We start from the raw sequence: 22295 nt of genomic DNA, 5'->3' as shown, positions 1-22295 counted from the left end.
TCGCGCCCTCGCCCCGACCGGCAACATGTAAAAAATACTTGACACGACCCCATCGCAATGTAAAAACTTGTTTACATCAAGCTGAGGGAGAACTGTCGTGACGATCGGGCGCTGGGGTTGGATCGGACTGCTGGCCGTGGCGGGCACCGGCCTGTGGTTGTTGCTGGGCAGCGGACGTGTGTTCGGTCACGACATCGGCGGTCTGGGCATGACCCTGCTGATCGGCTGTACGTGGGTGGCGCTGTACGCGGTGTCCTCGATGCCGCGCGGCGAGTTCGAGCAAGGCGCCTCACCCGGCGAGTGGAAGGCCTGGATCGGCTTCGCCTTCATGCTGGCGGCCACCCTCTACTTCGTCCTGCACGCCGAGGCGTTCAGCGGTGATGATCGCGCGGCGGCGCGGCGCGTGGCGACCAATCTCGTGCTGCTGCTGGTGGCGTGGACCGTGCTGTCGCGGCTCATGGCCTCGCGCTGGAAGGACCGCGTGCAGCAGGACGAGCGCGACCGCGAGATCGAAACACGCGGCGCCGCCTGGGGTCGCGGCGCGCTCGTGGTCGGGGTGATCTTCCTCGCGGTAACGCTGGGCCTGTCGCCGGAGCACAAGCTGCAGTGGGCCACGCACTTCGCGATCGGCAACATCCTGGTTTTCGTGCTGATGATCGGCTGGCTGGTCGAGGCTGCGGCGATCGCGCTCACCTACTGGCGGGACCGCCGCTGATGCCGCTGCCGTCATTGGCGGGGTGCTGACGCGATGACCGGCACTCCGCTGGAAAACGACATCCGGCGCCTGCGCCTGGAGCGCGCCGGAATGACCCAGCAGCAGCTGGCCGATGCCTGCCAGGTGACCCGGCAGACCATCATCGCGCTGGAGGCGGGGCGCTATGCACCGTCGCTGGAACTGGCGTTCCGGCTGGCGCGCGCGTTCGGCGTGGGCGTGGAGGACGTGTTCCGCTGGAAGACGCCCTGAGCCTCGGCCTCACTGCGCTGCAGGGGCCTGTTCATCCCGCAGCGCCGTCAGGATGCGCAACCCCGCGCGCCCATCGGCGGGCGTGAAGCCCAGTCGCGCCTGCTCGGCGGCAATCGCCCGCCGCGTCAGCGTGCCGACCATGCCGTCCGCCTCGCCGATCGCGTGCCCGCGCGCCAGCAGCAGTTCCTGCAGCTCCCGCCGCTCCGCGCGCCCGATGCCGGGGTCGTCCGTGGGCCAGGCAGTGGCAAAGGCAGCGCCTCCGCGCAGTCGATCGGCCAGGTGCGCAATGGCAAGGGCATAGCTCTCCGCCGCGTTGTAGGAATAGATCGCGTCGAAGTTCTTGAACACCAGCAACGCCGGGCCCTTGGCGCCGGCAGGCAGGATCACCGCGGCACGCGCGTCCGCGGCCACTCCACCGACGGCGCTTCCATCCACGCGCCTGACGCCCTGCTTCACCCATTCCGACAGCGGCTTGCGATTTGTCCGACCTGCCTGCGCGGCGTTGAAGCCTTGCGGCAGCTGCACCTCGTAACCCCAGGGCTCGCCCGTGCGCCAGCCGGATCGTTTCAGGTAATTGGCGGTGGATCCCAACGCATCCGGGATGCTGCCCACCAGGTCGCGGCGGCCGTCACCGTCGAAATCCACCGCGATGCGCTGGTAGGTGCTGGGCATGAACTGCGTGTGCCCGAAGGCACCTGCCCAGGATCCGGTGATGCCTGGATCGACCAGGTCCCCGCCCGCCAGCAGCTGCAGCGTGGCGACCAGCTCGCCCTGGAAGAACGGCTGCCGCCGCCCGAAGCAGGACAGCGTGGACAGCGAGACCAGCAGCGGGCGCTTGCCGAAACTCCGGCCGTAGTCGCTCTCCACGCCCCACACCGCCACCACCGTGGCCGGGTCCACGCCGTACTCCGCCTGCGCGCGCGCAAGCGTCGCGGCGTGCGCGGCGAGCATGGCGCGGCCGTCGTCAATGCGCTGCTGGTCGACCAGCGCGGCCAGATAGTCCCAGATCGGCGTGCTGAACTCGGGCTGCTGGCTGAGCAGCGGCAGCACGCTCATGTCCGGCACCAGGTCGGCGGTCAGGCGGTCGAAGCTGCCGGCCGCGACGCCCTTGCCCGCAGCGGCGCCGCGCAGTTTGACCATGCAGCCCTTGAACGTGGCGAGCTCGGCAGCCGTTGGCCCGGGCTGGGCGGGCGGAGCCGGCAAGGTCTGCGCGGGTAGCTGGGGCGCTGCCTGTGTCGTTTGCAGCGGTCCCTGCGGCTGCGCCATTGCAACGGCGGCCGGCAGGGCCAGGACCAGGACCAGGACCAGCGTGGCAAGCGGGGGAATCAGGCGCATCCGGAAACTCCGTGTTCGACTCGCCGGATTGTAGGCACGCGCCGCTTCGGCATGCGCCACGCGCGATGAACAGGCGACTTCACGGCCGGCAGACCGCCGCTGCGCTGTCATCGGCGGGGCCGCACGACAGGGACACACGATGGACGTACTGCAGAACACCGAACTCTGGATCCTCGCGCGGGTGGCCGCGGCGATGGCGCTTGGTGGCGTGCTCGGCATCGAGCGCGAGCTCGGCCGCCACGCCGCCGGCCTGCGCACGCACATGATGATCGCCGGCGCCGCGGCGCTGATCGTCGGCCTGGGCGATGTCGTGGCCGAACACTTCACCCAGGAGCAGTATCGCGACCTGCTGCGCATCGACCCCGGTCGCCTGATCGAATCGGTGGTGGCCGCGGTCGGCTTCGTCGGCGCCGGTGCCATCCTCCGCGCCCGCGGCGACCAGCAGGTGCGTGGGCTGACCACCGCCAGCTCGCTGCTGATGGCAGCCGCGATCGGCATCGCCGCCGGGCTCGGCAGCTACCTGCTCGCGCTGGGTGCTTCGCTGCTGTGCGTGGTGGTACTGGCCGTGTTCCGGCGGCTCGAGTCACGGCTTGGCACCGATGAACCGAAGCCCGAAAAGTCATGACCGCATACCTGCGCCGGAATATCCGCCAACCGCACGTCCGGCCATCCCACGCCCGTCACAGCACGCCCGTCCGCAACACCCCCGCCGCGCATGCGGCATGATCCCGCCATGACCATGAGGAACCGCCCATGTCCCGCTTCCACTCCGCTCGCCATCTTGCCGTGCTGCTGGCCGCGCCGCTGGCCTTCGCCGTCGTCGCCTGCTCGCCCGCACGCGAGCCCACGCCAGTGAACGGTGCACCCCCGAAAATCGTCGATGGCGGACTTGGCGGCAGCTGCGACGCCAAGGCGGCTGAGCAGTTCGTCGGCCAGCTGCTGGACGAAGCCGTGGGCGAACGCGCAAAGGCCGCCGCCGGCGCGCGCGGCGTCCGCGTCATCCGCCCGGGCATGGCGGTGACCATGGACTACCGCGCCGGGCGCCTGAACATCGAGATCGACGACGACCGCCGCATCATCAAGGTCAGCTGCGGCTAGGCCCATGGCACGCCGCAACCGGGGGAAGCGGGCACCGCGCAGCTGGATCTGGCTGGTCGCGGCACTGTTGCTGGTCGGCATGTGGCAGGTGCTGGAACGCCAGGACGGTCCGGCGCTCGCCTTCCTGCCTGCCGAAGCCCAGGCGACCCTGGCCCTGATCGACCGCGGCGGGCCGTATCCGCATCGCCAGGACGGCGGCGTGTTCCAGAACCGGGAACGCCTGCTGCCGCAGCGACCGCGCGGCCATTACCGCGAATTCACCGTCGATACCCCGGGCTCGCGCGACCGCGGCGCGCGCCGCATCGTCACCGGCGGCGACCCGCCCGCGGAGTGGTACTACACCGAGGATCACTACCGGAGCTTCCGCGCCTTCGAACGCGGGGACCGGCCATGAACGGCTTGGAGCTTGGCGCGATGCTGGCCGATGCCAGCCAGGCGGCGGCCTACTTCGTCGATATCCACGATCGTGCCGCGCTGGTGGAATCAGCCACCTCGCTGGACTTCGCGGTGCGCGCCGTGGACCTGGAGTTCGCCGACGACAAGGCCGCCCTGCTCGACGGACTCGCCGCGGCGCTCGACTTCCCGTCGACCTTCGGCGGCAACTGGGACGCGCTGGCAGACAGCCTGGGCGACCTGTCCTGGCTGCCGGCACCGGGCTACCTGCTGCTGCTGGATCATTGCGGCGGCCTGCGCGAGGGCGCCGGCGATGACTTCGCCACCCTGCTGGACATCCTCGACGAAGCCGCACGCCACCACGCCCGCGCGGGCGTGCCGTTCTGGGCGCTGCTGCCGGTGTCGGCGCCGTGACCGGCGTGCATACGCCGTACACACGGTCTTAGCGAAAAAAGGACACCGCGCATACGTCCACACGCGGACACTGGGCCGCGAGCCCCTGACCGTGGACAACTGCAATGAAGCGACTCCTCCCGATCACCGGCGCCGCACTGGCGCTGTCACTCGCGGCCTGCAGCGACCCGAGCCAGGCCTACACCCCCGTGGATGAGCTGCCTTCGGCGCAGACCCCGGCCGCGGAGCGCACGGAACCCGGCGCGCTGCCGGCCGACGATGCCATGCCTGCCCCGGCACCCGTCGTCGACCCGGCACTTCCGCCCCCGGTGGATCCCAGCCTGCCGCCGGTGGATCCCGCCACGCCGCCGATGAACCCCACCGTGCCGCCGATCGACGAGACCCAGCAGCCGCCACCGCCGGTCGATTCGCCGATGGCCAACGAGCCACCGACGGACTGAGCCGCGGTCTTCAGTCGTCGCCGCCCTTGCGGAAGTCGATCGGCTGGCTTGGGCGGTCGCTGCTGATCGTGGCGCCGCTGTCGCGAACGCAGTCGCGCGAGACCGGCTCGCCGGGGCGATCGCTGCTGCTGGCGCACAGTGGGTTGGCGTCTACCGCCGCGTTGGTGTCGTAGTACTCGGGCGTGGCGGCGCAGGCGCCGAGCAGCAGCGCCGCGGCACCGGCGGCAAAGGCGAAGCACATCGCGCGCATGGGACTCTCCTCGGGCGTATCGGCAGTCCAGCCTGCACGAGGATCCCCGCGGTCCGCAAGACGCTCGCGCCTGCAACCCGCCGCCGTGCCGGGCCCGCGACGCTCCGTCGATCAGGCCCGCGGGTCGCCGATGAAGCGGAGGAACTCCGAGCGCGTGCGCGCGTCGTCGCGGAAGCCGCCCAGCATCTTCGAGGTCACCATGCTCACGCCGCGCTTGTGCACGCCGCGGGTGGTCATGCACTCGTGGCTGGCCTCGACCACCACGCCCACGCCGCGCGGCTTCAGCACGTCCTGGATGACCGCGGCGATCTGCGCGGTCATCTTCTCCTGCACCTGGAAGCGGCGCGCATAGGCGTCGACCACGCGCGCGAGCTTGCTGATGCCCACCACCTTGCCGTCGGGCAGGTAGCCGACGTGGGCGCGACCGATGATCGGCGCCATGTGGTGCTCGCAGTGGCTCTCGAACTCGATATCGCGCAGCACGATCATCTCGTCGTAGCCGGCGACTTCTTCGAAGGTGCGCTCGAGGTACTCGCGTGGATCGTCGGCATAGCCGCTGAACCAGTCGCCGTAGGCCTTGGCCACGCGCTTGGGGGTGTCCAGCAGGCCTTCGCGCGCCGGGTCGTCGCCGGCCCAGCGCAGCAGGGTGCGGACAGCGGCCTCGGCCTCGTCGCGGCCCACGCCGTTGCGCTGATCGTCCGGATTGGCCATCGCCCTGCTTCCTGTCGCCTGAAAACCGCCATGGTACCGCGCCGCGGCGGCGGGCCAGGACGCAGGCCCCGGACCAATGGCCCTGACCCGGCACCCGCATTCATGGGAAAGTCGGGCCACGATCCTGCCTCGGCACCCCAACCCTCCCTCCCTCCGGAGAGCCCCAGATGCGAACCGCTTCCGCCCGCTCGCCCCTCGCCATCGCCCTCGCGCTGGTCCTTCCCCTCGGCCTGGCCGCCTGCAACGACCCCGGCACCGCCGCGGCCGCCGGCAACCAGGCGACGACGGCCGCCACGAACGCGACGGTGGCCGATCCCGGAGCCGAGACGGCGCGCCTCAATGCCTGGTTCGAGGAGAAGTACGAGGAGCAGCTGCAGTTCAGCCCGGTCCAGCTGACCTTCCTCGGCCGCAAGGAGCTCTACGACCGGATCGACGATGTCTCCGAGGCCGGGATCCGCAGGCAGCTGGACTGGATGGAGGCCTCGGTGAAGGACATGGAGGCGCAGTTCGACTACGACCGCCTGGAGCCCGAGGCGCAGCTGTCCTGGAACCTGTGGAAGAAGCAGTACGAAAGCGCGCGCGACGGCATGCCGTTCCTGCTCGACGGCTACTCGTTCGACCAGATGAACGGCATGCACAGCATGGCGCCGACCTTCATGATCAATTTCCACAAGGTCGACGACGAGTCGGATTTCCAGGCCTATGTGGCGCGCCTGCGCGCGCTGCCGGCGACCTTCGACATCCTGCTTGAACGCACGCGCGCGTCGGCGGCGCAGGGCATCCGCCCGCCCAGGTTCGCCTGGGAAGGCGTGGCCGACCAGTCGCGCAAGATCATCGCCGGGGCGCCCTTCGACGACGGCCCCGACAGCGCGTTCTGGGCCGATGCCCAGGCCAAGGCCGACGCGCTGGCGGAGTCCGGCAAGGTCACCGCCGAGCGGGCCGCCGAACTGAAGGAAGAGGCGCGCAAGGCCCTGGTGGACGACGTGAAGCCGGCCTATGAACGCATCCTCGCGCTCGCCGCCGAAGAGTTGCCGAAGGCCGCCGAGAACCCCACCGGCGTCGGCCAGACGCACCCCAACGGCGCCGCCTACTACGCCTACCAGCTGCGCGAGAATACCTCCACCGACATGACCGCCGACCAGATCCACGCGCTCGGCCTGTCCGAGGTCGCGCGCCTGCGCGGCGAGCTGGAGGCGGTGCAGGCGCAGATCGGCTTCGAGGGCGACCTGCAGGACTTCTTCAAGCACGTGCAGTCCGACCCGGCGCGCCTGTATCCGGACACCGACGCCGGCCGCCAGGCCTACATCGACGACGCCACGAAGGCGATCGACAACATCAAGCAGCACCTGCCGCAGTACTTCGGGCTGCTGCCCAAGGCCGACCTGGTAGTGAAGCGCGTGGAAGCCTTCCGCGAACAGGACGGCGCCGCCCAGCACTACAACCCGGCGTCACCGGACGGCAAGCGCCCGGGCGTGTACTACGCGCACCTCTCCGACATGAACGCGATGCCGAAGACCGAGCTTGAGGTGATCGCGTACCACGAGGGCCTGCCGGGGCATCACATGCAGATCTCGATCGCGCAGGAGCTGACCGGCGTGCCGACCTTCCGCACGCAGGTCTTCGACACCGCCTACAACGAGGGCTGGGGCCTGTACTCGGAGTGGCTGGCCAAGGAGATGCCCGACACCTACCAGGACCCGTACTCGGAGTACGGCCGCCTGATGTCGGAGATGTGGCGCGCGATCCGCCTGGTGGTCGACACCGGCATGCACGCCAAAGGCTGGACCGAGGAGCAGGCGGTCGCCTACTTCCGCGAGAACAGCTCGGTGCCCGACGCCGCGATCCGCTCCGAGATCCAGCGCTACCTCGTGTTCCCGGGCCAGGCCACCGCCTACAAGATCGGCATGATCCGCATGCAGGAGCTGAGGAAGAAGGCCGAAGCCGAACTCGGCGACGCCTTCGACATCCGCGGCTTCCACGACACCATCCTCGGCGGCGGCGCCATGCCGCTGGACCTGCTGGAGCAGCGCGTGGACCGCTGGATCGCCTTGAAGAAGGCCGGCTGAGCGGCCTCCCGGAAGTGCTGCAGCCCTATGGGGCTGCAGCATCTTTTTTGGACACTACAGCCCTTGCGGGGGCTGCAGCTTTTGTAGGAGCGGCTATAGCCGCCCCTACAGTTTCCCGCGATACCTAGTGCACGCCGTGGCACACCGACGTCGGTCCGAAGGATTCGCCGAACGCCTGGCCGTGCCCATGGTGCTGCCAGTAGAAGGTCGGCGCCGGCACCGCCTGGTTGCCGATCTCCGCCATGTCGGCCGCGACATCGAACAGCCGCCCGTCCACCATCACATAGCGCGTGTCCGCGGTATGGCGGATGTTGTCCAGCGGATTTCCGTCCAGCACCACCAGGTCGGCGCGCTTGCCGACCTCCAGTGAGCCCAGCTGCGAGGCCATGCCGAGGTAGTCCGCGCCGTCGATGGTCGCCGCACGCAGCGCCTCGAAGTTGCTGAAGCCGCCCTGGGTCAGCATCCAGGTCTCCCAGTGCGTGGCCATGCCCTGCAGCTGGCCATGCCCGCCCACCTGCACCTTGACCCCGGCGTCGCGCAGCGTCTTCAGCGACTTCGCCACCTCGATGTGGTGGTAGTCCCAGTCCGGCGCGGTCTCGCGGCGGATCGAACGCGCGTCCAGCGTCTCGCGCGGGAAGAAGCGGTTGAGCTTGGCGTCCTCCCAGACGTTGTCGCGCGCGTACCACCAGTACTCGCCCGACAAGCCGCCGTAGCTCACCACCAGCGTCGGCGTGTTGCGCACGTCGGTTTCCTTCCACAGGTTCACCACGTCCGCGTACAGCGGCGCGATCGGCAGGTTGTGCTCGATGCCGGTGACGCCGTCCAGGATCATGGTCATGTTGTGGTGGAAGGTCGAGCCGCCTTCCTCGACCACCAGCATGCCGAGCTCGCGCGCGGCCTGGTCGACCTGCTGGCGCTGCGCGCGCCGCGGCTGGTTGTAGCTCTTCACCGAGAACGCACCGTTCGCCTGCATCCGGCGCAAGTGGCTGCGGGCGTCGTCGAGCGAGTCGATCTCGGCCTTGAAGCCGCCATCGGCGCCGTACAGGATCGTGCCGGTGGAGAACATGCGCGGGCCGACCATGCGCCCGGCCTGCAGCAGCTCCGACTGCGAGAACACGAACTCGGTGGTCGCCGACGGGTCGTGCAGCGTGGTGATGCCGAAGGCGAGGTTGGCGTAGTACGCCCAGTTCTGCTGCGGCACCACGCCCTGGCCGAAGTTCGAGGCATGCGCGTGCACGTCGATGATGCCGGGGATGACGGTCTTGCCGGCCACGTCGACCACGCGCGCGCCCGACGGCACCTGCACCGTGCCCGCGCTACCGATCGCGGTGATGGTGTTGCCGTCGACCACGATCGTGCCACCCTCGATCACCTCCTCGGCGTTCTCCGCGTCGCGCATGGTGACGATGCGCGCATTGGTGAAGGCCACCACGTCGCGCGGCGCGTATACGGGCGCGTCCAGGCCCACGGCGATGCCGCCGCCAGGCGTCGGCTTCGCGATCTCCGCCGGCGCGCCGGGCAGGAAGTCGAAGGTCTGGTCCAGGCGGCGCGAGTGGTAGCGGTCGCCGACCATCCAGTGCAGCGACTTCGAGTCCGCCGCCCAGTGCAGGTAGCTGCCGATGTCCGCGCTCACCGGGCGCACCGGCAGCGCCTTGGTCTTGCGGTCGAGGGTGATGGTGCGGCCGGCCTCGGGCATCGGCGCCACGTAGGCGTTGAAGAGTTCGGTGAAAGCGACCCACTTGCCGTCGGGGCTGATCTGAACCGAGTCGACGTACTTCAGGTCGAACAGCGCGCGCGGGTCCTCACCGTGCAGGCCCACCGACATCAGCTTCTTCTCCATGCCGTTGCCGGCCAGGTAGAGCACGCGCGCGCCGTCGTGGCTGAACTGCGGCGACTGCCCGCTTTCGGCCACGCGCACCGGTTTGCCGCCGCCCACCGGCACCACGTGGATGCCGCGCTCGCCCGCCCACAGGCTGCCGGTCAGGCCGCCGCCGCTGCTGCGGCTGTAGACCACGTGCTTCCCGTCCGGCGAGAAGCGCGGGTGGTAGTAGAAGCCCGGCTCCGCGGTGAGCTTGCGGCCCTCGGCGGTGCCGCCGGCGCCGCGCACATGGATCGCGCCCAGGCCGTCGTCCGACCAGGTGGTGTAAAGCAGCTGGCGGCCGTCGGCGCTGAAGCTGGGCTGGTATTCGTAGACGTCGCGGTTGGCGGTCAGGCGCGACGGCGTGCCGCCCGGAAGCGGTTTGCGCCACAGCTGGCCCAGCGCGTGGAAGACCAGGGTGCCGCCGTCGGCCGAAGTCGCCACGTCGCGGATCATGCGCGGGTTGAAGCGGCCCTCGGGCAGCGTCGTCTCGAAGCGCAGCGGCTGCGACACCACCTGCTCCACCTGGGCGGTGAACGGGATCTTCGACGCGGCACCGCTGGCCATCTCGACGCGCCACAGCCCGCCCTGCGCCCAGGCCACCACCGACTTCGAGTCCGGCGTCCAGCCGAAGCCGCTGTACGGCCCGAAGATCGCCCACGCTTCCTGCTGGTCGTGGCTCAGCCCGTCCCACACCGGACGCACTTCGCCGCTGGCGATGTCCATCCGGTGCAGCACGCTGGCGTCGCGCACGCGCTTCACGAAGGCCAGGGTCTTGCCGTCGGGCGACACCTGCGGCCGGACCGCGCCGCCGGGCGTCGCGACCACGGTCTCGGTCTTGCCGGTCTGGCGGTCGAAGCGCTTGATCGCGTAGATCACCCCGTGCGGGTCACGGTTGTAGTCAAAAGCGCCGCCGGAGCTCACGTCCTGCGAGAAGTAGACGTAGCGGCCGTCGGGCGAGACCGTCGGCTCGCCGATGTCCTGCTGCTCGTTGGCCTTCTCCACCAGCTGGATGCCGCCGCTGGTGCCGGCGGCGTGGTAAAGCCACAGCTCGCCGGCGCCCAGCGAGCGCGTCGAGGTGAAGTGCTTGCGGGCCACGATGTACTGGCCGTCCGGCGTCCACGTGGGGTTGTTGAGCAGGCGGAAGTCCTCCTCGGTGACCTGGCGCGGATCGCTGCCGTCGGCGGCGATGGTCCAGATGTTGTTGCCACCGCTGCGGTCGGAGGTGAAGGCGATGCGGCGGCCGTCCGGCGACCAGCGCGGCTGCACGTCCCAGGCGCGGCCGGTGGTGACGCGGGTGGCGGCGCCGCCGGTGATCGGCATGCGGTAGAGGTCGCCGAGCAGCGCGAACACCAGCTGGCGGCCGTCGGGCGAGACGTCGACGTCCATCCAGGTGCCTTCGCTGGTCTCGAAGCGGACGGTCTTCGGCGTGCCCTGGGTGGACTCGACGTTCCATTTGGCCGCTTCTTCGTCACCGTTGGCGTCCTTGCGCAGGCCGCGGGCGCTGTCCAGCGGCGCCTCAGCCTGGTTGGCGCCGGCGGCGTCAAGCGACTCTTGCTCGAGTTCGACGTTGTCGCTGCGGTCGCTGTCCTGCGTGTCGGTGCGGTCGTCCTGCTGCTGCGTGCGCTCCGGGGCCGGCGGCGCCGGCGGCGGGTTCTGGGCCAGCGCGGGGAAGGTGGCGAGTACGCCGGCAAGGGCGAGGGCAAGGGCGTTGCGTGTCATGCAGCGATATCCGTCTGGGCCAAACCACCCACGATAATCGCCGCGCCCGCGCGGGGCATCGCTCGAAAGTCCCGGTCCGGCCCGGCTTTCCTTTGGCGATCAGTGCCCCCGGACGCTGCGGGATCTGCCGCGCTCCGGCCGAGTCAAGCCCGGCGTTCTCCGCATTGAGCTTGAATTCGGCGCCGCGGCACGCATATCCGCAGCCTGCCTGCCGTTTTGCAAAGGACACGCTCCATGACCACGACCACCGAGACCCGCAAGTTCGAAGCCGAAGTCGCCCAGGTGCTGCACCTGGTCACGCATTCGCTCTACTCGCACAAGGAAATCTTCCTGCGCGAGCTGATCTCCAACGCATCGGATGCCTGCGACAAGCTGCGCTTCGAGTCGATCGCCAACCCGGAGCTCCTGGCCGGCGAGCCCGAGCTGCGCATTGACGTCAGCTGGGACAAGGACGCGCGCACGATCACCCTGCGCGACACCGGCATCGGCATGGACCGCGACGAGGTGGTGGCCAACATCGGCAGCATCGCCAGCTCCGGCACCCGCCGCTTCCTCGAGGCCATGGGCAGCGAGCAGAAGGCCGACGCGCGCCTGATCGGGCAGTTCGGCGTGGGCTTCTACTCCGCCTTCGTGGTCGCCGACCGCGTGACCGTGTTCACCCGCCGCGCCGGCGCCGCGCCCGAAACCGGTGTGAAGTGGGAAAGCGACGGCCGCGGCGAGTACACGCTGGAAGACGTGACACTGCCCGGGCGCGGAACCACCGTGGTGCTGCACTTGAAGGCGGACGAAGACGAATTCCTCGACGCCTGGCAGCTGCGATCTCTGGTGCACAAGTACTCCGACCACGTCGCGTTCCCGATCCGGATGCCGAAGGACGCGGCGGCGGGCGCGGATAGCGACGACGGCGCAAGCGGCACCGGCGATGATGCCGTGGCGGACGCTGACAAGCTCGACGAAGGCAAGGAAGATTCGGCGAAGCCGGCGGCCACATGGGAAACCGTCAACGACGCCTCCGCCCTGTGGACCCGCCCCAAGGCCGAGATCAGCGACGAGGAGTACCAGAACTTCTACAAGTCGCTCGGCCACGACTTCAACGATGCCGCGGCCTGGTCGCACAACCGCGTCGAGGGCAGCCAGAGCTTCACCACGCTGCTGTATCTGCCGGCGCAGCCGCCGTTCGACCTGATGATGGGCGGCCGCGACGAGCGCAAGGGCCTGAAGCTCTACATCAAGCGCGTCTTCATCATGGACGCCGCCGAAGAGCTGCTGCCGAACTACCTGCGCTTCGTGCGCGGCGTGGTGGATGCCGACGACCTTCCGCTCAACGTCAGCCGCGAGATCCTGCAGCACAACCGCCAGCTCGAGCGCATCAAGGGCGCCTGTGTGAAGCGCGTGCTCGACCTGATCGAGCGCCTCTCGCGGGACGAGCCGGAGAAGTTCGCCGCCTTCCTCAAGGCCTTCGGCAACACGCTGAAGGAAGGCATCGTCGAGGACGCCACCAACCGCGAGCGCATCGCCAAGCTGCTGCGCTTCGCCTCCACCAAGGGCGAGGGCGCCGCGCGGACCGTTGCGCTCGATGACTACATCGCCCGCATGTCGCCGGGCCAGGACGCCATCTGGTACGTCACCGCCGACGGCTACAAGGCCGCCACCGGCAGCCCGCAGCTGGAAGCCTTCCGCGCGAAGGACATCGAAGTGCTGCTGATGTCCGACCGCATCGACGAATGGATGCTGGGCCAGCTGCGCGAGTACGCCGGCAAGCCGCTGAAGCACGTGGCCAAGGGCGAGCTGCCGCTGGACGAAGCGGAGAAGCAGAAGCTTGAAGACGCCACCGGTGCCGCCGCGCCGCTGCTTGAGCGGATCAAGGGCCTGCTTGGCGAACGCGTCGAAGACGTGCGCGTGTCGGCACGCCTGACCGACTCACCCTCGTGCCTTGCCCTGTCGGAATGGGAGATGGCACCGCACCTCGCGCACCTCCTGCGCGAAGCCGGCCAGGACGTGCCCGAGCAGAAGCCCACGCTCGAGATCAACCCGCAGCACGCGCTGGTGCGCAAGCTGCAGGGCGAAACCGACGACGCCCGCGCCACCGACCTGGCCACCCTGCTGCTTGAGCAGGCCGAGCTTGCCGCCGGCGCCCCGCTACCCGACCCCGCCGCCTTCGTGCAGCGCATGAACCGCCTGCTCGTCGACTGAGCGGAACAGCGCGCCGCAGACCGGGCCCCGGCACGCGCCGGGGCCTTCTGCCGTCCGGACGGCGCCTTCATACGCTCTTACCCCTGCCGCCTGCACAATCGACCATTCTTTTCCGCGGAGTGTTGAAATGGGCCTGTTTTCCAAGATTTCCGAACGCATCTTCGGCCGCAAGAGCGCGCCGGAATCCACCCCCGCTCCGGCCGCCGGCAACAAGCCGGCACCGGTCATCTTCAGCGGCAGCACGCAGGACCCGAAGGTCTCGCCGCCTGCACCCACCCCCGCCGCGGCCCCGCCGGCCGCCGCACCGGTCGACGTGGAGGCGGTGCTCTCCGGCATGGCCGAGAGCAAGGGCGGCAAGAGCGATTGGCGCCATTCCATCGTCGACCTGCTGAAGCTGCTCGACCTGGATTCCAACCTGGATGCGCGCAAGGAGCTGGCCGCCGAACTCGACGTCAACGCCGGCGCACACGGCAGCGCCGAGCAGAACCTGGCCCTGCACAAGGCGGTGATGCGCAAGCTGGCCGAGAACGGCGGCAAGGTTCCGGATTCGCTGAAGGACTGAGCCACCTGGCGCGCCGCGGCGGACACGTCGCGGCGCGCCCGCCCGGCATCGATGACGCCTCGGCCCCGGTCGGGGCGTCATTGCGTACCGGACCGCGGCATCGCGGCCGGACGCGTTACGATGCCGCCCTTCCCGCCCTGCCCTGCAGATTCCCCATGAAGGCCCGCACCTCCGTCGCACAGCCGGCCGCATGAGCAACACGTCACGCCGGGCCGCCGCCGGGACCGAGCCCCGCATCGAGCGCCTGCAGCCCTGGATCGCCGCGCTGCTGAGCGCGCTGCTGCACCTGTTGCTGGCCCTGCTTGCGATGTCGGCCGCCCCGGTCACGATGTCCAATCCCGAAGGCAGCGCGGGCGGCAGCCGGATCGACGTCACCTTCATCGACGTGGCCGACCCCATCCCGTCGCCCCCCGAGCAGCCACCCTCGCCGCCCGAGACGCCGCTGGAGCCCGTGCCGCCGCGCGAAGCGATCCGACCCCCGGCCACCTCGCCGCTCCAGGTCACCCGGGTCGTCCAGGCCGACGAATCCCTGCCGCCGGATGCGCAGGCCACGCGGGAGACCGCGGAACCTCCCGCCAGCGCCGCGGCGCCGCCGCGTCCCCGCCGCCACGTCCGCGGCCAGCCGCCGGGGATGCTCCCCGAACACCACGCGCCGGTGAACGCCGGCCCCGCGCGCAGCCCCGCCACCGACCGCGGCCGCAGGTACAACGCGTCCGCCGCCGAAACCAACATGGAAGCCGGTGGCTTCCAGGTGATTTACGACCTGCTGGGCGAAGCCAGGCTGCGCGAATGGCGCGACGCCGGCATGACCGAGCTCTACCTGCCGCTGCCGGGCACGCGCCGGCTCATGGTCTGCCCGCTGGAAACCGCGCTCCGGCGCGAATCCGGCCCCTGCCGCCTGGTCGAACCGGACGATCCCGGGCTGGCGGAGATCGGCGATGCGCGCAAGGTCATCACCATGGATCGGGTGTACCGGCAGGGCGAACTGCTCTGGAGCGGGCCGGGCCCATACCGGTGAACCATGCCGAACGGCACGTCCCCTGCGGGCGCTGCAGGCACACTCTTGCGGGCAAACCCTTGTCCCGCCCCCTCCGGAGCACCATTCCATGCTGCGTACACTGCTGCTGTCCTCCGCGATCGCCCTCGCCCTGAGCGCCTGCGACCGCACCGCCACCGAGCCGCCGATGCCGACTACCGCCGCCACGCCCGCCGCCCCCGCCCAGGGCGAGAATCCGCTTTTCGCCGCCAGCACCCTGCCGTTCCAGGCACCGGTGTTCGACCGCATCGAGGACGCGCACTACCAGCCTGCGATCGAAGAAGGCATGCGCCAGCACCTGGCCGAGGTGCGCGGGATCGCCGACAACACCGCGGCGCCGGACTTCGCCAACACCATTGAGGCGCTGGAGCGCAGCGGCACCCTGCTGACGCGCGCCGCGTCGGTGTTCTTCGCCATGACCTCGGCCAACACCAACCCGGCGCTGCAGTCGGCCGAGGAAGCCCTGGCGCCGAAGCTCGCCGAGCACGGCGACGCCATCCACCTCGATCCCGCGCTGTTCGCGCGGGTGAAGACCCTGCATGACCAGCGCGCGGAGCTCGGCCTCACCACCGAGCAGCTGACCCTGCTTGAGCACACCTACGACAGCTTCGTTCGCGCCGGCGCCGAGCTTGATGCCGACAAGCAGGCCGAGCTGCGCAAGCTCAACAGCGAAGAGTCCTCGCTGACCACTGCCTTCTCCAACAAGCTGCTGGCCGCGACCAAGGCCGGCGGCGTGCTGGTGGACGACGTCGCCAAGCTCGACGGCCTGGACGAGGCCACGATCGCCGCCGCCGCCGAGGCCGCGAAGGCCGACGGCAAGGACGGCCAGTGGTTGCTGGTGCTGCAGAACACCACCCAGCAGCCGGTGCTGGCATCGCTGACCGACCGCGGCGTGCGTGAGCAGGTCATGGCCGCTTCCCTTGCGCGCGCGCAAAAGGGCGACGCCAACGACACCCGCGCCACCATCCAGCGCCTGGCCGAACTGCGCGCGCGCAAGGCCGAGCTGCTGGGCTATCCCAGCTACGCCGCCTACGGCATCGCCGACCAGATGGCGGGCACCCCCGAGGTTGCGCTGAAGCTCCTGACCGACACCGTGCCCGCGGCCACCGCGCGCGCCAACGCCGAGCTTGCGAAGATCCAGGCCCTGGTCGACGCCCAGGGCGGCGGCTTCACCGCCGGCGCGGCGGACTGGGACTTCTACGCCGAACAGGTGCGCAAGGCCGAGTTCGACCTCGATGCCGAAGCCATCAAGCCCTACTTCGAGCTCGACCGCGTGCTGAAGGACGGCGTGTTCTTCGCCGCCGAGCAGCTCTACGGCATCACCGCGAAGGAGCGCACGGACCTCCCGGTCTACCACCCCGACGTGCGCGTGTTCGACATCTTCGACGCCGACGGCACCCAGCTGGCGCTGTTCTACCTCGATCCGTTCCAGCGCGAGAGCAAGCAGGGCGGCGCGTGGATGGGCAACTTCGTCGAGCAGAACGGCCTGACCGGCGACATCCCGGTGATCTACAACGTCGAGAACTACACCAAACCGGCCGAAGGCCAGCCGGCCCTGCTGAGCTTCGACGACACCACCACGCTGTTCCACGAGTTCGGCCACGCCCTGCACGGCATCTTCTCCAAGACCACGTACCCGAGCGTGGCCGGCACCAACGTGCCGCGCGACTTCGTCGAGTTCCCCTCGCAGTTCAACGAGCACTGGGCGCTGGATCCGAAGGTGTTCGCCAACTACGCCAAGCACTACCAGACCGGCGAGCCGATGCCCCAGGCGCTGGTGGAGAAGATGGTGCGCGCGCGCACTTTCAACCAGGGCTACGCGACCACCGAGTACCTGTCGGCGGCGCTGCTGGACATGGCATGGCACACGCTGCCGGCGAGTGACGCGAAGAAGGACGTCGACGCGTTCGAGAAGGAAGCGCTGGCGAAGTACAAGGTGGACCTGGCGGCGGTGCCGCCGCGCTACCGCACCAACTACTTCAGCCACATTTGGGGCGGCGGCTATGCGGCCGGCTATTACGCCTACTTCGGCGCCGAGGTGCTGGATCACGACGCGTTCCAGTGGTTCCGCGAGAACGGCGGGCTGACGCGCGAGAACGGCCAGGTGTTCCGCGAGAAGATCCTGTCGATCGGGCATTCGCGGGATCTGGCCGAGGCCTACCGCGAGTTCCGCGGCAAGGAGCCGAGCGTGGAGCCCCTCCTCGAGCACCGCGGCCTGAACTGAGCCACCCACGGCCCCGGCAACATCCGGCCGGGGCCTTTTCTTTTGTGGGAGCGGCTACAGCCGCGATCAACGAAGCCGGTACATCACCGGCGTGCTGTACCGGCTCCGCTGGAATCACTCTGTCGCCATGAGGTATTTCAGGCCGTGGGTGAAGCCACGCGGCGCGACGCTCAGACACCATTAGACCGAAGCCGGCAGCGTCTTACTGCGGCATCCGCGCCGGTTCCAGCAGGCCCGGCGTGAACGACAGGCCATGGCCCACGTCGGCGATGCAGACACGCTCCCTGGAAGCGAGCCGGGTCCACTGCTTCGGACCCGGTTCCTCGCCACCGATGTGGTCGGGCTGCATCCACGCGCGACCGCTGAGGTAGTTCACGCTGGTCTCCATGATCTCGCCGGCCCCCCGGTGCAGATCCCTCTCGTCATAGCCGACCAGCCGCATGCAGTCGCCTTCAAACCGGAACGTAAAAGTCACGGTCCGCATGCGCCAGGACCCCGCGCTCCACCAGCTGCCCAGGGATACCTGCCATGTCCGGTTCGGGCGGAATTCCACTCCGCAGACCCCGTCCGTGCAGAGGACATCATCCATTGCCGGGATCTCCGCGCGTGGCACCAACGTGTCGTCCACCATGACCCTCCGCCATTCCCCGTCGGGCATGGTGACCACCGCGACCAGCATGCGCGGATTGGGCCAATGACTACTGCGGAAACTCGCCGTCGACGTACAGCCACCGCCCGTCCACCCGTTCGAACCGGCTCACCTCGTGCAGACGCAGCGCGGGTGCGCCACCGGTCTTGTAGCGGGCGACGAATTCGACCACGGCGGTGTCGTCGCCGAGCGCGGCGTGGCGCCTGACCTCGAGTCCCAGCCAGCGCAGGCCCGGCGTGTCGTCCAGCTCGAACGGATCCGGCCGCGTGGCGGGATGCCAGGTGGCCGCGAGGTAATCACGCAGGCCAAGCACGTAGGCGCTGTAGCGGGAGCGCATCAGCGCCTCGGCGGTGGCGGCGGGAGCGCCGTCGTGCGAGGGCTGGCAGCAGGCGGCGTAGGTCGTCGAGGGGTTGCAGGGGCAAGGTTGGGACATGGTGTGTAGGGGGGTCGCGCAAATCAGCGCTTGAGGCCGGCCACGATCTCCGACACATCGAGGCCCAGCTCGAGCTGCACGCGCACGTAATCGCGCTCCTTGCGCGACAGAGTGCGGCCGGCTTCGATGCGTACGTCCTCTGCATGCAGGATCCGCATGATCTGCGGCATCGCGGAACCGATGGCATCGGGGCCATAGCCGGCTTCGCAGAGGGCCGCGCGGAGGAGAGCTTCAACGTCCATGACATTCCTGATCGTGCGTGGGACGGTGCATTGTGAGGCATGCGCGGAAGTGGCGACGCGGCGGGTGGCGGAGCCGTTCTGGCGGCTCTCAGCCCAGCAGTGCCCGCACCGCATCGGTACCCGCCGGGAAATGCAGGCGCGCCGACGTATCGTTCGCGGCCTGCCACACCGCGTCCGCAACGTCCTCCGGACGCGTCCCCGCCTCGACCTGCGACAGGCCCTCGAAGACCAGGTTCGCGAACGCGGCATAAGGTTCGGTGACCAACCCCTGCATGCGCTCGGCGCCGTTGTCGGCGAAGCGTGTGTCGGCGCCTGGTGGCAGCGTTCCACCGCGCCTTCAACCTGATCGCCGACGGCGGCTGGATCGCGTTCAACATCAAACCGAATCTCGATCGAGGGCAACCCGCTGCACTACTGCGCCGTGATCGGCCGCAAGCTGGCGACGATGGCCGACGACGCCTAGTGGAGCGAGCCGGAGTCGCCGGGCTGCACCCCGGCGGCTTCGATCAGTGCCTTGTCGACTTCAGCCAGTGGCTGTCCTGGCCATCCGGCTCCAAGGTAGCCTGGAACGGCGCCGAGGCGAAGGTGCCCTCCACCGTTACCTGGCTGCGGGTCGGGAGCTTGGCGCTCGCGCCAAGCACGCCTTCCTCTCTCTGGCCGAAAATTTATTCCACTTCGAATTCCCCGACCAGCACGGTCTCGCGCACGTCCGTCAGCCGGAGCGTCACGGTGCGGTCGTGCTGGTTCGCCTGTCCGAAGTTGGTGGACAGCCACAGTTGCAGCGTGGTGGCGCCGGTCACGAGCTGCTGGCTGTCACCGAAGAAGTTCGCCTCGACCTTGTACGAGCCCCGCCTGGCCTTGCGAAGGGCGAATTCCTCGGGCCCGTACCCGCCGGTGAAGTCCTGCGACATGCGTCCGCCCTGGTAGGTCAGGCGGTTGCCGTAGTACGCCCTCTCTCCATCGGGATCGGTCACCCACAGGTCCATGTCGCTGTTGTCGCTGTCCCAGCTCAGCACCGTCCTGAGTGCGAGCGGCAGGTTGCGAAGCAGGCGGCGGTCGACGAACGACGTGTCGAGCGGCGACCGGGAAGTAGCGACGATGCCGTTGAGCTCCGCGAGCGCGATTTCCGACACTCCGCTGAAGCGCGGATCCCACTCGCCCTCGACGACCTCGTACAGGCGCTCGATCGCCTCCTGCGGTCGGCCTGCCGCCGCGTACGCAAGCCCGAGGTCGCGGTACGTCTGCGGCTCCTCGCCACCCATCTCCTGCACGCGCTCAAGCACGTCGACGGCGAGGCTCGGTTGCCCGGCCTGCATCAGGCGATAGGCCAGTACGCGCAGCACGTGGCGGTTCTCGAGGTCCATCTCGGCCAGGTTGGACAGCACGCGCAGTGCCAGCGCCGGTTGCTTCTTCTCGAACAGGACATCGGCGACGTCGAGGTAAAACGCCGTCCCCGACGCGTTGCGCGCGCGCTCGTCGAGGTAGTGCGGATACACCTGGTCGGCGGGGAGCTGGCGCAGGCGTCGCGCCGCGGGCGCGTCGGAGCGCCAGGGCGCCAGCGTGATGGATGCGCCGTACGCGGCCTCGTCGCCCTCTTCGAGCCGCGAGCCCGTGACTTCGATCCGATCGAGGACCGACGATGCGGCCGATGCGGACGGGGCCGGCGGCGGCGCGGGCGTGTCGACCGGCGAGGGGTCGTCGAACACCACGGGCGGCTCTTCAGACTCCGCCGACGCGCTGGACGGACCCCGGCCGTCCTTCGGGAACGGGGCTTCCCACCACTCCACGCGTGCATTCCAGTCCTCGGCGATGGCGTCGAGCCGCTGCTGCCGTCCCGCCGAACGCGTGCGTTGCCGCTCGCCCTGCAGCCGCGCGAACGCCTCGCGAAGTTCCGCGGGAGGCTGGATGTCGTAACGGGCGTAGTCCTCCACGTCGTCGAGCACCAGCAGCGAGGTCTGCGGCGTCACCATGCCGAAGTCCTTGCCCAGTCCGGCAATGGCGGCACGGTGCCGGCGCGGGTCGGACTGGAGCGCGGCGAGCCTGTAGCTCGCCCAGACGCGCGCCGCGAGATGGCCCTCGACGAGGGTATCGAGCGGAACGTCCACAGACCGGTGGTGGCCCGCGGCGTCGGTGACCTGCAGTCGCAGCGCGGACTGGGCGTCGGCCAGGCGCCCTGCGATGCGGAACACCCCGTCGCGCGCGTGGATGGACGCGGCGACCAGGTCGGTCACGCCAAGGCCCTCCAGGGTCGTCAGCCGGGGCGCGTCATGAAGGAGTTCGCGTTCGGCCGCCGCCAGTGCGGCGCTGTCGCGGATGCCGATGAAGGCGCCGCCGCTGGCCTCGGCCAATGCCTGCAGCCGTGCGCTGTCGCCGCCGCCGCCCGCGTGCACGGCAAACAGGCGCTGCGTGGCACCGAGGCTGGGGAATCCGGACGCGCCGTAGTTGAACAGGCCGTCGCCGAACAGCAGGTACTCGCCGACGCCCGGATCCGGTCGCCAGCCATCGGGACGCGTCGCGCCGTCGTACACCGTGCCTTCCAGCGCACGACGCAATGCCGACCAGTCGCCGTTGCGGACCTGGAAGCGCTCGACCGGATCCGCGACATCGCGCAGCCGGACCAACTGCACGTCGACCGTGCCCGCCTTGCGGAAGTAGGCATCCAGCAGCGCGAACTCGAGATCATGCGCGCGCCGCGCCCCGGACATCGAGGCATCCCAGAGCAGGCCGACCGAGCCGGGCAGCCGGCGTTCCACCGCGGCGCCACCGGCGGGGACCTCGGCCACGAAGTACGTGCCGTCGCCATGCCGCTGGCTGTGGAAGCGCGGCGCGGCCGCGCCCGGGAACTGCAGCGTGATGCCCTGGCCGGGACGCGTGTTGCCGCGCGCGACCGCGATGCGGTGCTCGCCGGCACTGCTCGCGACACGCGCCGGGCGCACGGTGCCGGTGACAACCGGCGCTTCAGCGGACCGCACGGTGACCTGCACCTCCGGCAGTTCGCGCGCGAACTGCAGCGGCACGGTTGTCGACCACCCCGCGCTGTCGCGCCGGAGGGCTTCGGACACGATGACCCGCACGCGGCGCTCCCCACGCGGCGGAAGCGGATAGACCCGCACCCGGAAGAACTCGCCCTGCGTCTGCTCCAGCAGGCCCGGATCGACCTGGCGGCGCTCGATGGATTCGAACACCTGGCGGGCGCGCTCCTTCTCGACCGGCACGGCATCGCGCATCCGGCCGTCGATGTCCAAGGCGAACCCGACCACGCTCTGGCCCGGCTGCAGCGGGAACTCCAGCCAACCCTCCAGCACCCGCGCGTTGGGATTGTGGAAGGTCATGTCGATGGTCGTCTGCGCCATGCCGGCCGCGGCATCCACCGCGATCGCCGCCGACGCAAGCCGGACCGGGACCTCGGCATGGTCGGCCTGCATGGCCATGGGCGCGATGCGACGGACGGGTTCCTGCACGGGCGATGACCCGATGCAAAGCCCGGAGAGCACGGCCACGAACAGCGCGAAGTACCGCATGCGATCCCCTTGCCTACCCCGCGCGGTCGGTTGACCGCGCCCTCCGGGGTGGCGCTGGCCGCAACAATAGCCGGACCCGGTGGGGTCGGCGCAATTCGGGGCGACAACGCCATGGCATCGACCAGGTGATGCGCGTTGCGCCACGCCGCGTCGGGCGAGGCGCTTCAACTCGCGCCGGGGAGTG

General features: G+C 69.7%; 20 protein-coding genes and 2 pseudogenes. 12 read left to right on the top strand and 10 right to left on the bottom strand.

Annotation, left to right across the window (positions count from 1 at the left end; genetic code table 11):
• The first annotated feature begins 97 nt into the window (after positions 1–97).
• Together ACW7G5_RS12065 and ACW7G5_RS12060 are read left to right on the top strand one after the other, a co-directional pair.
• Positions 98–715, top strand: coding sequence for a hypothetical protein (locus tag ACW7G5_RS12065; protein ID WP_457004846.1), 618 nt, complete (start codon positions 98–100; stop codon positions 713–715).
• Between the two features lie 33 nt (positions 716–748).
• On the top strand, positions 749–964 hold the full coding sequence (locus ACW7G5_RS12060; RefSeq protein WP_449280116.1) for a helix-turn-helix transcriptional regulator: 216 nt from the start codon (positions 749–751) through the stop codon (positions 962–964).
• A 9-nt stretch (positions 965–973) separates the two neighbouring features.
• Here ACW7G5_RS12060 and ACW7G5_RS12055 read toward each other — a convergent pair whose 3' ends face one another.
• Complete coding sequence (locus tag ACW7G5_RS12055) at positions 974–2230, bottom strand: lytic murein transglycosylase (RefSeq protein WP_457005096.1); 1257 nt, start codon at positions 2228–2230, stop codon at positions 974–976.
• Between the two features lie 208 nt (positions 2231–2438).
• On the opposite strand from ACW7G5_RS12055, the gene ACW7G5_RS12050 reads away from it, so the two are divergent.
• From ACW7G5_RS12050 to ACW7G5_RS12030, 5 genes and pseudogenes are all read left to right on the top strand, one after another.
• Positions 2439–2924 carry an MgtC/SapB family protein gene (locus tag ACW7G5_RS12050; protein WP_457004845.1) on the top strand — a complete coding sequence of 162 codons (486 nt, stop codon included), beginning with the start codon at positions 2439–2441 and terminating at the stop codon, positions 2922–2924.
• Positions 2925–3052: 128 nt separating this feature from the next.
• The gene (locus tag ACW7G5_RS12045; RefSeq protein ID WP_457004844.1) at positions 3053–3397 is read left to right on the top strand and encodes an I78 family peptidase inhibitor; all 345 of its coding nucleotides are present in this window, start codon (positions 3053–3055) and stop codon (positions 3395–3397) included.
• A 118-nt stretch (positions 3398–3515) separates the two neighbouring features.
• A pseudogene (locus ACW7G5_RS12040) lies at positions 3516–3791 on the top strand (ribonuclease domain-containing protein); the annotation flags it as partial.
• Positions 3788–4204 (top strand): barstar family protein, encoded by a 417-nt coding sequence (locus ACW7G5_RS12035; RefSeq protein WP_457004842.1) that lies wholly within the window; start codon positions 3788–3790, stop codon positions 4202–4204. The pseudogene ACW7G5_RS12040 and the gene ACW7G5_RS12035, both read left to right, overlap by 4 nt.
• 104 nt (positions 4205–4308) lie before the next feature.
• Complete coding sequence (locus ACW7G5_RS12030; protein ID WP_457004841.1) at positions 4309–4644, top strand: hypothetical protein; 336 nt, start codon at positions 4309–4311, stop codon at positions 4642–4644.
• A 10-nt stretch (positions 4645–4654) separates the two neighbouring features.
• Here ACW7G5_RS12030 and ACW7G5_RS12025 read toward each other — a convergent pair whose 3' ends face one another.
• A complete protein-coding gene (locus ACW7G5_RS12025) occupies positions 4655–4894 on the bottom strand; it encodes a hypothetical protein (RefSeq protein WP_457004839.1) in 240 nt (79 codons plus the stop codon).
• Between the two features lie 111 nt (positions 4895–5005).
• Positions 5006–5605 (bottom strand): GTP cyclohydrolase I FolE, encoded by a 600-nt coding sequence (folE, locus tag ACW7G5_RS12020; RefSeq protein ID WP_457004838.1) that lies wholly within the window; start codon positions 5603–5605, stop codon positions 5006–5008.
• A 167-nt stretch (positions 5606–5772) separates the two neighbouring features.
• Here folE and ACW7G5_RS12015 point away from each other — a divergent pair, with 167 nt between their 5' ends.
• On the top strand, positions 5773–7671 hold the full coding sequence (locus ACW7G5_RS12015) for a DUF885 domain-containing protein (RefSeq protein WP_457004837.1): 1899 nt from the start codon (positions 5773–5775) through the stop codon (positions 7669–7671).
• Between the two features lie 124 nt (positions 7672–7795).
• On the opposite strand, the gene ACW7G5_RS12010 is transcribed toward ACW7G5_RS12015, so the two are convergent.
• Positions 7796–11251, bottom strand: coding sequence for an amidohydrolase family protein (locus ACW7G5_RS12010; RefSeq protein WP_457004835.1), 3456 nt, complete (start codon positions 11249–11251; stop codon positions 7796–7798).
• A 234-nt stretch (positions 11252–11485) separates the two neighbouring features.
• On the opposite strand from ACW7G5_RS12010, the gene htpG reads away from it, so the two are divergent.
• From htpG to dcp, 4 genes are all read left to right on the top strand, one after another.
• Entirely contained in the window at positions 11486–13444 is a 1959-nt protein-coding gene (gene htpG, locus ACW7G5_RS12005) for a molecular chaperone HtpG (RefSeq protein WP_457004833.1), read from the top strand.
• Positions 13445–13571: 127 nt separating this feature from the next.
• A complete protein-coding gene (locus tag ACW7G5_RS12000) occupies positions 13572–14006 on the top strand; it encodes a DUF3597 domain-containing protein (RefSeq protein ID WP_457004832.1) in 435 nt (144 codons plus the stop codon).
• Positions 14007–14196: 190 nt separating this feature from the next.
• On the top strand, positions 14197–15024 hold the full coding sequence (locus ACW7G5_RS11995; protein WP_457004830.1) for a type II toxin-antitoxin system RelE/ParE family toxin: 828 nt from the start codon (positions 14197–14199) through the stop codon (positions 15022–15024).
• 88 nt (positions 15025–15112) lie between these two features.
• Positions 15113–17266: a peptidyl-dipeptidase Dcp gene (gene dcp, locus ACW7G5_RS11990; protein WP_457004829.1), complete on the top strand. Its 2154-nt coding sequence runs from the start codon at positions 15113–15115 to the stop codon at positions 17264–17266.
• Positions 17267–17468: 202 nt separating this feature from the next.
• Here dcp and ACW7G5_RS11985 read toward each other — a convergent pair whose 3' ends face one another.
• The 6 genes and pseudogenes from ACW7G5_RS11985 to ACW7G5_RS11960 form a co-directional block, all read right to left on the bottom strand.
• Entirely contained in the window at positions 17469–17945 is a 477-nt protein-coding gene (locus tag ACW7G5_RS11985; RefSeq protein WP_457004827.1) for a hypothetical protein, read from the bottom strand.
• Positions 17946–17964: 19 nt separating this feature from the next.
• The gene (locus ACW7G5_RS11980; RefSeq protein WP_457004825.1) at positions 17965–18348 is read right to left on the bottom strand and encodes a YchJ family protein; all 384 of its coding nucleotides are present in this window, start codon (positions 18346–18348) and stop codon (positions 17965–17967) included.
• 23 nt (positions 18349–18371) lie between these two features.
• Positions 18372–18590: a polyprenyl synthetase gene (locus ACW7G5_RS11975; RefSeq protein ID WP_457004823.1), complete on the bottom strand. Its 219-nt coding sequence runs from the start codon at positions 18588–18590 to the stop codon at positions 18372–18374.
• 88 nt (positions 18591–18678) lie between these two features.
• Positions 18679–18864 (bottom strand): hypothetical protein, encoded by a 186-nt coding sequence (locus ACW7G5_RS11970; RefSeq protein ID WP_457004821.1) that lies wholly within the window; start codon positions 18862–18864, stop codon positions 18679–18681.
• A gap of 191 nt (positions 18865–19055) precedes the next feature.
• Positions 19056–19222, bottom strand: a pseudogene (locus ACW7G5_RS11965) (DUF1905 domain-containing protein); the annotation flags it as partial.
• A 33-nt stretch (positions 19223–19255) separates the two neighbouring features.
• The gene (locus tag ACW7G5_RS11960) at positions 19256–22111 is read right to left on the bottom strand and encodes a VIT domain-containing protein (RefSeq protein ID WP_457004819.1); all 2856 of its coding nucleotides are present in this window, start codon (positions 22109–22111) and stop codon (positions 19256–19258) included.
• Positions 22112–22295 lie beyond the last annotated feature (184 nt).

Source organism: Luteimonas sp. A501 (assembly GCF_054052085.1).
The sequence above is the reverse complement of the archived record's forward strand: the minus strand, read 5'-3'. Positions and strand labels throughout refer to the sequence as shown.